The 14970-nt window shown below is 44.5% G+C and carries 12 protein-coding genes; 10 read left to right on the plus strand and 2 right to left on the minus strand.

The genetic code is table 11. The features are described from left to right. The first annotated feature begins 52 nt into the window (after positions 1-52). From AB8881_11220 to AB8881_11265, 10 genes are all read left to right on the plus strand, one after another. Positions 53-1450 (plus strand): surface carbohydrate biosynthesis protein, encoded by a 1398-nt coding sequence (locus tag AB8881_11220; protein XDZ63102.1) that lies wholly within the window; start codon positions 53-55, stop codon positions 1448-1450. Positions 1451-1515: 65 nt separating this feature from the next. Then, positions 1516-3024, plus strand: a complete 1509-nt coding sequence (locus tag AB8881_11225) for a hypothetical protein (GenBank protein ID XDZ63103.1) — start codon at positions 1516-1518, stop codon at positions 3022-3024. A gap of 11 nt (positions 3025-3035) precedes the next feature. Beyond that, positions 3036-4457 (plus strand): oligosaccharide flippase family protein, encoded by a 1422-nt coding sequence (locus tag AB8881_11230; GenBank protein XDZ64559.1) that lies wholly within the window; start codon positions 3036-3038, stop codon positions 4455-4457. A 28-nt stretch (positions 4458-4485) separates the two neighbouring features. Beyond that, on the plus strand, positions 4486-5892 hold the full coding sequence (locus AB8881_11235) for a capsule biosynthesis protein (protein ID XDZ63104.1): 1407 nt from the start codon (positions 4486-4488) through the stop codon (positions 5890-5892). 114 nt (positions 5893-6006) lie between these two features. Beyond that, a complete protein-coding gene (locus tag AB8881_11240) occupies positions 6007-7218 on the plus strand; it encodes a DUF6418 domain-containing protein (GenBank protein XDZ63105.1) in 1212 nt (403 codons plus the stop codon). Then, the gene (locus AB8881_11245; GenBank protein XDZ63106.1) at positions 7215-8012 is read left to right on the plus strand and encodes a glycosyltransferase family 2 protein; all 798 of its coding nucleotides are present in this window, start codon (positions 7215-7217) and stop codon (positions 8010-8012) included. Before AB8881_11240 ends, AB8881_11245 begins: the two co-directional genes overlap by 4 nt. Positions 8013-8499: 487 nt before the next feature. Further along, positions 8500-9354, plus strand: a complete 855-nt coding sequence (locus tag AB8881_11250; GenBank protein XDZ63107.1) for an NAD-dependent epimerase/dehydratase family protein — start codon at positions 8500-8502, stop codon at positions 9352-9354. Positions 9355-9358: 4 nt separating this feature from the next. Next, positions 9359-10036 carry a PIG-L deacetylase family protein gene (locus AB8881_11255; GenBank protein ID XDZ63108.1) on the plus strand — a complete coding sequence of 226 codons (678 nt, stop codon included), beginning with the start codon at positions 9359-9361 and terminating at the stop codon, positions 10034-10036. Further along, positions 10037-10603, plus strand: a complete 567-nt coding sequence (locus AB8881_11260; GenBank protein ID XDZ63109.1) for a sugar transferase — start codon at positions 10037-10039, stop codon at positions 10601-10603. A 1-nt stretch (position 10604) separates the two neighbouring features. Further along, positions 10605-11432 (plus strand): formyltransferase family protein, encoded by an 828-nt coding sequence (locus AB8881_11265; GenBank protein XDZ63110.1) that lies wholly within the window; start codon positions 10605-10607, stop codon positions 11430-11432. Between the two features lie 1000 nt (positions 11433-12432). On the opposite strand, the gene AB8881_11270 is transcribed toward AB8881_11265, so the two are convergent. Together AB8881_11270 and AB8881_11275 are read right to left on the minus strand one after the other, a co-directional pair. Next, positions 12433-12615: a hypothetical protein gene (locus AB8881_11270; protein XDZ63111.1), complete on the minus strand. Its 183-nt coding sequence runs from the start codon at positions 12613-12615 to the stop codon at positions 12433-12435. Between the two features lie 112 nt (positions 12616-12727). Then, a complete protein-coding gene (locus tag AB8881_11275; protein ID XDZ63112.1) occupies positions 12728-14704 on the minus strand; it encodes a polysaccharide biosynthesis protein in 1977 nt (658 codons plus the stop codon). Between the last annotated feature and the right edge of the window lie 266 nt (positions 14705-14970).

Genomic DNA, 14970 nt, shown 5'->3' on the forward strand with positions numbered 1-14970 from the left:
TGGTTCGTGAATTTTGCCCCACTCAATCATCGTATTTTGCGTTGAATGTATTATGTCTAGAATTTGCCTAATTATAGACAATCCGCTGCGTGACCTCGACGGCTTATGTCTTATTTCCTGGTACCTTGCTCAAGCAGGGGTAGAGGTCTTTCTGGTACCGATGTACGCTCAGGGTTTTGATGTCCCTTCGCTACAACCCGATGTGGTTCTGGCGAACTATGCACGGGTCAATAACTTGGAGCTTCTTAAGCTATACCAGCGCCAGGGGATTCGTGTTGCTATATTGGATACAGAGGGAGTTGGAGAGTGGTGGCCTAACCATGCCCAGCTTCTTCGCCAGCAAAACGTAAAGTCGTTTGTGGATCAATACTACTGCTGGGGGAGAGAGCAAGCAAAAGAGTTGCTAGAGGCTCGAAGTTTTGCTCCTGGACAAGTCACAGTGACGGGCTGTCCCCGTTATGACTTTATTGCCAATCAATGGCGGCCCGCACTACCCGCCAACGACGTTAAACCCGGCTATATTCTTATCAACACCAATTTTCCAGTTGTGAATCCTCAGTTTTCTGAAGATGCGAGCACTGAAGTTCGAGGTTGGGTAGATGTTGGTTGGGGTTCTCAAAGTCGGGCGGAGGAGTTTGTCCGAGCTTCTGAACTGCTTTTTGAAGATGTTAGACAAAACGTTACTGCCATAGTGAAGGCACTACCCGAAGAAACCTTTGTTCTTCGTCCCCATCCGTTCGAAAGTATGTCCCCTTACGAAAAGATGGCAGAGTCTCTGCCAAATTTACTCCTGCGCAAAGAAGGGACGTCATTGCAGTGGATTAACCAGGCTGCTGCGTTATTGCATGTGAACTGTTTTACAGGTGTAGAAGCGGGGCTGATGCATATAGAAACGCTGGGATTCGAGTGGCTCAACCGCAAAGAAATTCGTGATCATAGCAGTGAGCCTTTTAGGGTCAGCCGTAACGCTAGCAGTTTTGAAGAGATGGTCTATTGGCTGAAGCACCTGGCCAATGAGCGGAACTCATTGCCTCCGTTACCAAGTCGCGATGACGCGCTTCGCAGACTGGTTAACGCCAACTATCGTGCTGTGGATGGTCATTCCGCCAAACTGGTAGCAGACTCTCTGATAAGGTTAGCGGAAAAGGGGCCGCAAGCCGCTGCTGTAAATGTTCCAACATTGGCCGCGCGGCAACGAATGGTACATATGGCACGGCGATGGTTGGGCTATCGTGGAGCAAGCCTCATTAAAAATCTGACCACGCCTGCAAAACTCCAACGGGCGCGTAATGAGAAAATTCCTTCCCTCGAAGCCGTTGCTGAGGTTTTGGAGCGAATTCAGTCGGCGAGCGCAATAATACAAAGGCCTCGGATTAGAAACACATTGCGATCGGATTATGTCAATCCATTTCAGTCGAGCTTTAAATCCCTGCGTATTTCATCCTCATGAAACTCTTTTTAATATCGAAAACTATAGTGCGTCGGTTCATAGCGTCAGCCAATGCGAGGCATTATATGGCGGCCAATCTATCCACTTTTCGGCGTCCAAGGACGAAGACTAAAAGCCATGTGCTGATCAATCAGGTGAACTCTTATCCACCAATTGAGTTGTATGCTCAAGCTGGCAACTTTCTGGCTAAAAGTAAAAATGCCTCAATTAGCCACTACCGCTTTGAATCGGAACGCCTAGATCGGTTAGCTGTCCCCAATTTGGTACTTGAACGGATTTTTTGTTCTTTCGGCTCGCGTCTGGGTTTGAGTTGGAGCTGGTGGCGGCAAGACGGTCCGACGTTGATCTGGAATGCGGTATGTAGTTTCAGAGCGCTGCAGTGCAAAAAAGATGTGCTTGAGGTCGAAATAGAGGGTATACCGGTTGGGACCTTGATTTACGATACTTATCTGCGCCGCTGCCGGCGGGAGACTATCCAGATTCGAAGTTGGGGCCTGCTATGGATCATGATCCAAGCTCATTTCATTACTCGACGCACGCAACAGTATTTTAACCGTCATCAGGTGGTCTCGGTCATCCCTGGTGATGTTGCCTATATCTACTCCGGCATTGTGGCTCGCGTGGCGATCCTGAAGGGCATTCCCACCTACTCAGTTGTGGAAACTCCTTGTCGTCTGCAGCCCATGGATTCGAGCTTTTACAGACGGGTTCCCTACTGGCTCTACCGTGAACAGTTTGCACTGCTTCCTCGTGAAATACAACTCAGGGGCAAACAGCAGGCCACCGAACGGATTAATGCACGCCTAAATGGTAAAATCGACGAAGGCTTGATTTATATGCGCCAATCGGCTTATGCTAAGCGAGCAAGCGCAGAAAGAGCACTGATGAGCACCCACAAAACGAAGGTGCTTGTATTGCTTCATGACTTTTTTGACAGCCCCCACATCTATCGTCATATGCTGTTTGTAGATTTCTGGGAATGGATTTGCTTTACACTCGATAGCGCTTCCCAAACCACATACGAATGGTACGTGAAGGCTCACCCCAACGGACTGCCAGGCAACGACTGCATACTTGAACGCCTGAAAGCTCGATTTCCCAAGATTCACTTTCTCGACTCAAAGACTTCCAACCGACAACTTGTTGATGAAGGCATCACCGCCGTCTTCAGTGTTTATGGATCCGCTGGACACGAATTCCCCTACTTGGGGGTCCCCGTAGTTATGGCCGGCGACAATCCGCATGTGGCCTTCAACTTCACCCTTACGCCCCAAACCATTGATGAATACGAGCGTCTTATAAAGAATGCTGGCGAACTGCGCTGCAATACAGACCTAGATCAACTACTTGAGTTCTACTATATGCATTACTGCCATTACAAGTCGGAATTGCCACTCGACCCAGTCTACCCACCATCAAATTTCTGCCAAATTAATGGTTTAGATAGTCTTTCAAGTAAGGAGCAGCGCAACTTTTATCATAAGGCCGATATCACACTTCCCTATTTGCTTCAGCAGCGAAGCCCTGAGCAACAGCAAAAACTTCAAAAGTACTTCCGTGAGGTTTTTTGGTGAGTCAGCCTCGTATGCATCGTCAGATTATTCTGTCTTACCTGCCACGATTTATAAATTTATTAGTGGTGCCTGTTCAGATGGCTCTGCTTACCAAAAACCTTTCTGTAGAAAGCTACGGTATTTGGAATATGCTGCTCTCCAGTGGTTTTGCCGCATCCATGATTTTTTCGCTAGGATTACAGAAAGTCCTCAGCATCAAAGTGCCAGGCCGCAGCTTATACATCCAGCTCAGTTTTTTCAAAGCAGTACTTGTGGCGGAGTCGCTAGCTTATATCGCCCTCTCCATCCTCTTTCTCGCCCTCTGTCTGCCCTGGGTGGTACCGGCTTTAAATATTGAGGGGTACGATGGTGCTGTGGTAGCAATTCTCTTAGCATTTTTGGTCAACCTTATTTATAACGAGTTTGGCCGTCTATTCAATTACCAAAAGCGAATCGAGATTCGGTTGTTGATTGGATGCTTCGAAAAGATACTGGAACTTGGACTAATCTACGCAGCTATCTCGTGGATCGGCAAAGCAGACCTCAACCAGTTATCACTCGTTTATATAGTTCTTTACCTGATATTGCTATTAGCCAACATCTTCTTTTTCAGAGGCTTTAAAGTTTTCTTTAAAGTTAGGTTGCGATTTCCTGTTATAAAAAGCGCCTTAATGTTTGGTGCACCGCTGATACTCTCTGATGTTGCTTGGAAACTCATTCAAAATTTTGATTTTTATATGTTGTCAGCTTTTGACCGGCAGACAGAACTTGGGCTCTATGCTTTTATGTCTCGGCTTATCAACTACATCTATCTGGCCGCCGCCCCAATAATCTGGGTTGTCTATCCTTATCTGGTAGAATCTTTTCATAAAGAGGGTAACCAGATCGGAGGGCAAGCCCGTTACCTGCTGAGCGCCCAGCTAAAATACAGCACACTTTTTTTGCTAGCCGCAATGGGTGGTGTCTTAATTAATCTTGAATGGTTGGTCGACCTGTTGGCTAATGAGGCTTACAGCCAGAATGTAACCGCTTATCTGATGTTTGCCCCTTACCCCGTGCTAGTCACTCTTATTTTTCTGGGTCAGCAAGTGCTGCTGTTAGATAAAAAAAACCGATATGTTTTCATCAGTTACGCTGTTGGCTTGTTAGTCAACATCGGTGGGAATCTTGTGCTGATTCCTGCGTTGGGTATCATAGGCGCAATTATCACTACACTGGTATCGTTGGTGATCATATTGAGTATTCAGGCGCGCCACTTCTCACCACTACGCTACCTGTCTGGCGCATTAGCGGCTATGATGATTATCCAGGTAGTTGTGATCGGTACGTTAGTGCACGCCTCGCTGTCTTGGCCGGTCGAGAACCTCCTATTCGCAACTGAACTGGCGGTTACCGCTTTCTTGTTTCGCCTGGTTGATTTTCGCGCAATTAGCCTGTTACTAATCCGAACCTAAAGTACTTCCTGTAATTAAAAGGTTTTTTATGTCTCGTTCTTTCTCCACCTGGGTCATTACCACTCTAGCTATCTATCAAACTCGCTTTTGGGCAGAAATCGGTCAACACCTGCAGGCGCAGGGTCAGCCGGTTGCCTTTCTATCGTTTGACGACCGCTCAACTGAATACCTTGCCGAGAAAAAGTTTAAGGTCTACTCGGTCAGTGCCAAGGACAGGCGGCAAGCCGAGTACATGATGCAGAGCGTGGAAGCGAGTCTGTCGTATTATGGGATAGATAATCTGAATTTCTGGCTGACTCATGAGCGCTTTGCTTTCGATCTTCGAGATAGCCAAGAAATGTCAAGGCGGCTGATGACTTACCTGGTTTTTGCAGATCGCTCACTATCGGACCTGTCTGAAGATTGCCAGCCGGTAATGATCCAGGAGCTTGGTGGTTTTATAAGCGTTATCGCCAGTTTCTTTTCCGCACGTAAGCATGGTGTGGACAACTGGTTTGTTGAGCCTTCCTTTTTCCGTGGTCGCCAATTTTTTCTCAAAAACCGTTTCAGTGCTATAGAAATTCCCCAAATGCCCGTGAAAGCGGCCTGCAGTGAAGTCAAAGACTATCTAAGTGAGGCCAAGGCAAACAAAACAATCGTTATGCCACTTAAAGATAAGCACCACTACTCAGCAGCCGTGCATAAAATTTTCAATTGGCACAACATCCGTCGACTGATTGAGAAAACCATCGATAAATACCTGCTAGGAAAGCATCAGGAGTTCGGCCACCTCGGCAGTCATGTTTTCCGCCATGTGGGGATGCTCCTTAATAGCATCAAGCTTGCTGGAAGTTATACAGAAATATCAAAGCTAGAGCGCTTTGTTTACTACCCCCTGCATGTACCTGGCGATATGGCTTTAACCCTGCGTTCACCGCAGTTCCTGGATCAACTGGGCTTAATTGATTACCTGGTGCGCAACCTCCCCAACGGCTACAAGCTGGCAATTAAAGAACACCCAGCCATGACGGGTGCGGTGGATGCCAGCCGCTTGAAAAAGTTATTGAAGCGTTATGATCAGCTTGCCCTGATCAACCCTGCTAACAACAACTATGACATACTTTGTCAGTGTGACGCCGTCGTCTCTGTCAACTCTAAGTCTGGGGCCGAGGCAATCCTATTGGGCAAGCCGGTGTTAGCTCTTGGTGATTCGTTTTATAGAACATCATCGTTAGTGTTAGCAGTAGACAACCTGAGCGAACTGCCAACAATTCTTAAAACTTTGATACGCCAGCCAAAATCAAAGAATCGAGAACAGATTGAAATTTTCTTTGAACAGGTCTGGGGATCTTCATATCCTGGCGAATTGTATATAAATGAGCCAGGAAACTTAGCACTGTTTGCGCAATCAATGCAGCAAGCAATGATTAATGAAGGCAATAGGACAACGAGATAAATGATACTGCCATCTGTCGCCTTATTGTTAATAGCAATTCTTTTTTTAAGAGTTCGTTTTGCATCGCTGCTAATTATATTCCTACTAGTAATCTTTGCATGGAGAACGGTTTCTGTGATCTATATTGATCTTAATGCACCGATTTTCTCAAGCCAACTTGATAAGTTTTTGATCAATCCTACTGGTGGAGAATTCTTTGGACTTGCAATGATCGCAACACTTCTGCCTTTCTTTTTTATAAAGCCCTTGAATATAAATTGTTACAGAACTGTAAAAATAAAGTTAATTGATAAGAATGCTGTTTTTCTGATCGCAATAGCATTTATAACTGCTTTATATGCTGATTTAGTATTCAAGGGAGTTTATCCAGTTTTTCAAGGTATGGAGCGCTATGAGTATAGAGATCAATTCGCCGGGCCTATGACTTTATTTTTATTCAAGTATGGTCAACTTATTATGGCATTATTGGGCGGGTGCCTCGTATGGCCGAGCTTAAAAGGGCGCGGGCTGGATTTGAAATTTATCGTACCAATCATTCTGATTTTTATATACTTATTTATAATATCTGTTAGATTTTCTGGCTATTTTAGTTTTTTTAGTTTTCTTGTGTTGCCATTGGGTGCACTGCTACTTAGAAAGAGTAGGAAAAATCCTGGAGTAAGTCCTTATTTAGTCCCGAAAAAATTGATAGTATCTGGCATCGTCATTATCAGTATCTTATCGGGAATATCAATAATTAACTCTTACACTAGCCGAGTTACAAAAAATATTGCCAAAATTGAAAACGTCAACGAAGTTATAAAAGATAGATTAATTGAACGCTTTTTCGTGCAGCAAGGGGAAATGTGGGGTGAAACATTTAATCGGTTATTTTTAGGCAATGTGGATTCCAGAGAAGAAGCCTTGTATTTCATGTTTGTTGAGCCTGGCCTTGGCGGTGGAGATACTGGTATACGCTATCTCATGCGAGCATCACTAGGAGCTCACCTAGAACAAAGCCTGTACGAAGATGGCGTTCAGTATGCCGGAGGTTATCCCGAAAGTATATTTGAAATGTCAGGCGCCATATTGGCATATCCCATTATTATCATTTTGAACGTTTTTTTTGCTTTATTCATGATCTTTGGCGCAAAGAACTTTAATAAGGGCCGTGCCTATACGGCTTTTTTTTCGGTATATGTATATTTTGCTATGAGCGCAATGTATACGAGTGGAACATTTACATTTCTTGTGGCATGGACGTTTTGGGTTAAGGTCGCGCTACTCGCACTCTGTTATTCTATCGAGTCGGGAAAATTGAGACTTCCACAAGGAGTTCCAAATTGACGGGATATTTGAGTGAATCAGCTGATTGTAATATTAAAAATTGTTTGGATTTAATTTCGATAATAACTCCAGCATGGAACTCAGCATCAACAATAACGGAATGCATTTCATCAGTGCGCCAACAGACCCATCTCAACTGGGAAATGCTTGTTGTGGATGACTGCTCATCGGATAACACCTGTGAGGTTGTGCAAGGGTTGAGCTCTCAGGATGATCGTATCCTCCTGATTCGACAACCTGAGAACGGTGGTCCGGCGCGTGCTCGTAATGCCGCTTTGCGCCATGCGCGGGGCCGATGGATAGCATTTTTAGATAGTGACGACCTCTGGTTGCCGACAAAGCTGGAAACCCAGTTGGTGTTTCATAAAGCCCAAGGGGCTCATATCTCCTTTACTGAATACCGCCGTATCTCTGTGGACAGTCGGAGAACTGGACAGCTGATTCAAGTGCCACCGCGACTCACCTATTTTGACTTGCTGAACAATACCGCGATAGCGACCTCGACTGTGCTGGTCGATAGGCAACTGACCGGTGAGTTTGAGATGAAACCGATATACTACGATGATTTTGGTTGTTGGCTGGAGCTACTGCGCTCAGGAGGATTTGCGGCTGGTCTCAACCATGATCTGATGCGGTATCGGGTCATGGAGGGTTCGGTGTCAAGGAATAAGTGGAAATCAGCTATGGAAGTATGGAAAACCTATCGCAATGTGGAAGCGCTTACAATACCCCGCTCAGCTTGGCATTTCGGTCACTATTGCATTAATGCGATTAAAAAATATCGAAGGTTTTGACTGTCAACTTTCCAAAAATAAGATGCTTTATAAAAGGGGGGAATAGATTTATTAGTCGTGCCCTTAGCGGTTCATTAGCCAACCTAAGCCATAATATTGCTGCTAAAATTGGGATTCTCCGCAGTTTGTGCAAAAGAACAGAGGAATTCAATGGCGTCTGCAGCAAGATTTAATTTTGAAACATTTGAAACAAGGACGGCGGATTCTTTTGTTGATGGAAAAAGGTTTGAATTAGCTAAAATGAGGCTCGCTGATAGTTAAGGCTTTTCTGTGGCAACTGGAGATGTGGAAAAATTGGTGAGATTAATAATGAAATTGGTAAAGGGTCAGTTATGGAAAAAACTAATGAGTCAGTCTTCCTCAGCTGCATTTGAAAAGTGCTTTTCTTCAACATTGCCGCTCTCGGAATGGTCTCAATTGGCGGGGCGCCCGTGAGGTGTATTTGGGTAACTGGGAGTTTGAGCTTCCATAGTGGATCCAATTGATCATGCATTATGTGATTACAGGTCATAGTGGATTCATTGGGTCGGAAGTTATTCGCCTTTTGGATTTGGAAAAGACAAAATACTCTTTAATAACTAGGGAAGACAATCAGCCTAAACTGCCTTTTGTAGATCCAAATGAAGAGGTTGTTTTGATTCACCTTGCCGGATTAGCTCACAGGGAAGCGAATTATGATGAATTATATCAGGCTAACGTCAATTATCTTGAGAAAACTATCAATGAGGTTTTGAGTGGATGCAATTTAAAGAGGGTTATATTTCTGAGCTCTGTTGCTGTTTATGGTGTACATGAATCTGATAAAATCATGGATGAGAGTTGCCCTTTGTATTCTGATGAAGCCTATGGAAAGGTAAAAATTTTTGCGGAGAATAAAATTATAGAACTTTCACAAAGGTATAAGTTTGATTATGTGATTTTAAGGCCTCCCTTGGTTTACGGTCGAAATTCACCTGGAAATTTATCAAAACTAAAGAAATGGGGAGAAAGGCTCCATTTTTTGCCGTTTGGTCTTGCTAAATCCAAAAGAACAATGATTCATGTTTCCGATTTATCGAGGGCCATAATTGTGTCTGCAAGTTATCCTTTAACTATCAGTATGAAGTTTAATGTGTGCGAGGACAAAGGTATTTCTACAAAAAGCTTAATGAAAAGGCTTCAACTGAAAAATTACGTCAGCGTGCCCATACCAATAATAATAATGAAGCTCATACTTGAGATGTGTGGTAAGAAAAAATTGTATCAGCAGCTTTATGGACAAAGACTTTTTAGTAATAGGTTGATTGTTGATGAAACAGGATGGAAGCCAAAATTTACTGCAATAGAGAACCTAGAGATTTAAACTTATGATCAATTTAGTTGTAGTCGCACATCCTGACGATGAGGTGCTTGGGCTCGGTGGGACTGGTAAGTTACTGGTAGACGCGGGTGAAGTGGTTCAATCGATAGTGGCTTCTGGTCAAGTTGATGCCAGAACTCATAGACCTGAAAACGATGAGCTTTTGGAAGACATAGCATCAGCAAATAGTCTGCTGGGCTTTTCGTTCCCTGTTCTTGGTGCTTTCCCAAATATCATGTTGAATACAGTACCTCATTTGGAGTTGGTGCAGTTTGTAGAAAAAGCTATTATCGACTTTCAGCCAGATCGGATTTTCACGCACCACCCCAATGACCTCAATGATGACCATCGCCATCTTTCGCGCGCATGTACAGCAGCTGCTCGTTTGTTTCAACGCAGAAATGACATAAAGCCTTTAAATAGTCTCTACTATATGGAAATTCCCTCATCGACTGATTGGGCCTTACCAGAGGCACAACTGCCCTTTTTGCCCAATGTTTTTTTTGATATTACTAGTTCTATTGAACAAAAAATATCTGCATTGAAATGTTACCGTAACGTGATGCGTCCTGCACCTCATCCGCGCTCAGAAGAAGTCATTAAGGGACTGGCTTCCTATAGGGGCGGGCAGAGTGGTTTTTTATACGCAGAGGCATTCCAATTGGCGTTTCGGCGAGGGTTTTAATTGTACTCCTGTTGTTTAAAGCGTGGCCTTGATATCGCTTTCGGGCTATTTGCTCTCATGATTTCGTTGCCGTTATTTTTGATAATTGGTTTTTTGATTAAAAATCTAGATGGTGGCCCCATATTTTTTGTGTCCATGAGAGTGGGTAAAGATGGAAGAGTTTTTTCATTCTACAAGTTTCGAAGCATGCCAGTTAATACTGCTGTAGTGGCATCGGATAAGCTTGGCGAGGTAAGCTTAAGTTGGCTAGGTAGTTTTTTGCGGAGAACCAACTTAGATGAGTTGCCGCAGTTTTGGAATATTTTAATAGGCGATATGTCGCTCGTCGGTCCTCGGCCTTCTTTAGTAACGCAAGTCGAATTAATTGAGAAAAGACGTTCAGTGGGGGCTTTAAAATGTCGACCGGGATTAACTGGATTAGCACAAGTTAACTCATTTGATGGAATGTCAATTGATGAGAAATCTGAATTTGATGGGATTTATGCCAAAAATATTTCAGCTTGGAACGACCTGAAAATTGTATTATCGACGTTTAAATATCTTTCAAAGCCACCACCGGTATATTAATTTGAAGTTTGGATTTGTCACTTGTGTTGAATTGGGGTTGAGCTGTATTAAAGCGATTTATAGTGAAGGGTATAACCTTGAATTAGCGATAACTTTAAATGACAGCAATTCATTGGATAAGTCGGGTCGCGTATATTTAGACGACTTTTGCAAAGAAAAATCTATACATTTAGAGAAGTGCAATCACATTAATGACCCACACATCAGTGACACAATCAGGCGTGCTGATATTGATTGGCTGTTTATTGTTGGATGGTCACAGATTGCCGGTACCGAAGTGTTACGAGCTCCTAAAATGGGCGTGCTTGGAATGCATCCAACGCTCTTGCCTGTCGGCCGTGGACGTGCAGCAATTCCTTGGGCAATACTTAAAGAACTCCCTGAGACAGGAGTTACTTTGTTTAAGGTAGACGAGGGCGTTGATACTGGTTTGATTGGTGGTCAGCTTGTTATTCCACTGCATAATCGTATAACGGCTTCTGAGCTTTACAATCTGGTAAACAATGCGCATGTCGAGTTGGTAAAAAATATTTTGCCACTTTTGATTTTGGGAGCAGTCAGTTTTGAAGCTCAAGATGTCTCAAGAGCAACTGAATGGCCTGGCCGAAAACCTGAAGACGGTGAAATTGATCTTGATGGTTCTGTATTTGAAGCTGAGCGACTAATACGGGCAGTTACTCGACCTTACCCAGGTGCATTTTTCTTTCAGGACGGGAAAAAAGTTATTGTATGGAGAGCGGAAATGACTGGTAAAAAGCCTGATCAGAGATCATTGGTTTTTCGCGATGGCTTTTTAACTTTATTGGAAATTGATGAGATTAAGGTTTGAGTTTTCTTAAAAAGTCAATTCACGACCTGCAGGTTTTGTAAAGTCACTTCTCTAAACTAATATCTAATTCCTGGCATCGCAGTTCTTGAAATAACTTAGTGATTTGGCCTCCGACTCCCCCCCTGCAGTATGGTTCGCTCAAGCGGCACGCCCTCCTGCGTCTGGTCTGTCTTTGACTGGCGCAGGAGGATTACGCCTTGCCCATCGCCACACTTTGTCAAATCCTCGACTCTCAATGATGTCAGCTCTGACCTTCTTCGCAATGAGGTGTATACAAGAAGAAGGATCATTCTGTTTCTGATGCCGCGCAAGTCATCTCCGCAGACATGCAGCATTCTATCAAGCACAAGCCTGTTTATCTGCCACGCCTGTTTGGAGCGCGTGCCTAATTTGCGGTTTATCTTTCGGATTGCGATTTTGACCTCCGGGTGTTTGCTGGGGTCCTCAAAATAGCCGTAGCGGTGGATCGCACTTATCGAGGCGCACTTCCTCCTGATGGTTGATGCGCGGTTGTTTCTCGCATTAGCTAAGCCAAGCAAGAATTCAGAGAAGACAAAGGGGTCTGCCGGGAGAGGGCAGGCCCCCTTTTTCGTGCAGACCGATACATGCGCAGAGCCTCAAACCAACTCGTTAAGGCGCTGAAGGTATCGCAAAAGGTACTATAATGTTTCCTTGAGTTAACGCTTCTGCCTAATGCGCTTTTTTATTTTTCTTGTGGCCTAAAGTGCGGACGACGGCGATGAGGGTGCGCCAAAAGAGTGAGACATGATGCATGGGTTTGTTGACGGTGAAGCTTATTTCACGCGTCAGCAGCTAGCCATTCACCCGGCTCTATGCTGCCTCTCTCTCTCCTGCCGCGCATCGCGCTTGCAATCAAAACATAGACAACGCCGGCCATGCCACCAACGACCACGGAGAGGGCGAGTATCAAAGGCCTTTTGCCCTTCGACTTGAAGTCTGTCGTGGCAGGCTCAAAGGACGTAGCCACGAAATCTTTTCCTTAGCCCGCTGGCGTCAAGTCAAACAGCTTCTTCGCCCTATAGACTTTCTTATCTTGTTCAAGCTCGCGTTTCCCTTGCTCCAATATAACCAGGCCATTGATAAACGGCCGCTTGTCGTCTCTTGCCATTATCAGCTCTATCTCTTTTTCAATGGCCTCATAGCCACGCGGAGAGAGATGCATGATAAAGCCAGTTATCAGCTGTTGAGCCTGGCTGAGGTTGCTGCTGGATTTGCATTGGGGTTTGCCCTGACGCTCATATGAATGCGCCGAAAATCGTTAAGCGGTAGTTATTCTATTCATTTCTTCTAACTGAAATCGGGACGATTTTATTTGGCTGCCTGTTAAGCTCGCTGATGAACGCGTCACTCGATCTGGCGACGTCAGCAACCCCGTCAGTGATTTCGGCAATTACTTGATACAGCTTTTGGTGGTCACCACCACGAATGGCGTTACGTGCAGTGGCCAATATTGCCTGTAATTTTTCTTTTTTCATTGGTGTCTCGGCAGTTGTATTGATGCGGGGGTGGATTGTTCCCGTCAAATTTTTGTCGTAGCTGAGCTCTTCAAATAGTTTTTCGCCTGGTCGCAGCCCAGTTACATTGATTGCAACCTCACCCTGTTGCGACTTCGTTTCACTGTTTACTAACTTCGTTTCACTGTTTACTATAGGTAGAAGCCCCGATAGCATTGCCATCCTTTTGGCGAGGTCAATAATCTTGACGGGCTCTCCCATATCCAAAACAAAAACATCACCACCCTTGGAAATTGACCCTGCCTGAATTACCAGCTGCGCAGCTTCTGGTATGGTCATAAAGTAGCGCGTCACATCAAGGTGGGTTAGCGTAATTGGCCCTCCGTCTTCAATTTGTTTTTTAAACAGCGGCACCACTGACCCTGAGGACCCTAAGACATTGCCAAACCGCACAATTGAAAAACAGGTCTTTTCATTGTCTAGTTGCAGGATTTGGCAGATAATTTCTGCAAGTCGTTTTGATGCGCCCATGTAATTTGTTGGGTTAACCGCCTTGTCGGTTGAGACCAGTATAAAATGCTTTACTTTTGCGGCAATGGCGAGCTCGGCCATGTTTAGTGTGCCAAAAACGTTGTTTGCAATGCATTGCATTACATTTTGTTCCATCAGCGGTACGTGTTTGTAGGCGGCGGCGTGGTAGACAGTCTCTGGCGCGAAATGATCAAAAATCTTTTTCAAAAATTGCCTGTCTTGCACTGATCCGATCAGTGGAATTAGGTCAAATCCATTGATGGTTGGGTGCTGTTTCAACTCTTCTAATAGGGTATAGACGGCAAATTCTGATACATCCAGAAGGATGAGTTTTTTCGGCTTCCACTGGATGATTTGTCGGCATAGCTCGCTACCTATAGACCCTCCAGCACCCGTGACTAAGACCGTTTTGTTAGCGATGGTTTTTGCCATGAGGCCCGGATTGTGATCTACCGGTTCGCGCCCCAGTAAATCCTCAATTTTTATGTCTCTTAGCTGTGTAATTTCAGCTCTTCCGGCTATCAAGCTTGAGATACTGGGGACGGTTTTTAACTTGAGAGGATGCTCTGGTAATATATTAAAAACCTTGCGGCGGGTGGCGTTGGTATCGCCTGGGGTCGCAAGGAGTAGAGTTTCGATATTTAGTTGTTTTAATTTTTTCTTGGACTGATCCAAACTGAAAATTTTAACGCCGCCTATAATTTTACCAATCAGCTCAGGGGCTTCGTCGATAAAAAACTTGACGCGATAATTCGGGTTCTTTCGCATTGCCTCCATCAGTTGGATGCCTGCGGCACCGGCTCCATAGATTGCAACATTTTCCTGAGGTTTTTTAGCGATGCTTTGGCCGAGGCCACGAATAAGAAAGCGCGCAGATGTTGAAAAAAAACACAAAATTGTTGCGTAGATCAGTGGAACTGACCTCGGTATCTGGAGCTCGAGCAAGAGAGTTGCCGAGAGCAGGGCTGTGCAAGAGACTAGACAGCCAATAATTATGCTATTGGCGGTCTCAATTGAAATATGCCGCGCAAAATTGTTGTAAATCCCCCGCGCCGCAAAAACAGATAGGGTCGCGATTATGGCGATCAAAACCCCAATGTAGGTATCTAGCTTGTAGAGGTAAGCGGTAGTCTCGAGCCGCATGAAGAGTGCCAGCAGAAACGCAAGTGGAGTGATGGACACGTCAAAGGCGATTTGAAGTAACCGTTTTTTCCATCGGTCAAGGCCAAATAACCAAACCGTAAAACTTTGCATTAAGTTAGACATTCAAACCGTCAATGTTATTTGCGTACTTACTAACTAGAGACACCATAGCCTCCTTTTATAAACTTTTTTAATCTAACTCGCAATTTGATAGTGAACGCTTTTTTTGAGAGTGCTTTGGAACAAAGTTTTGTAAGTTTTCCGGCCCATTTTCAATTTCTTTTCGGTTCTCAAATGTTATAGAACGATATGTCGCCTTGCGCCAAGTCTTTTGCTGAATAATGTTTTTTGTACTATTCAGTCGAGCAATTAGTATGGGTTGGAGGTTT

It is taken from the genome of Alphaproteobacteria bacterium LSUCC0396, assembly GCA_041228345.1.
GTDB lineage: Bacteria > Pseudomonadota > Alphaproteobacteria > Puniceispirillales > Puniceispirillaceae > UBA3439.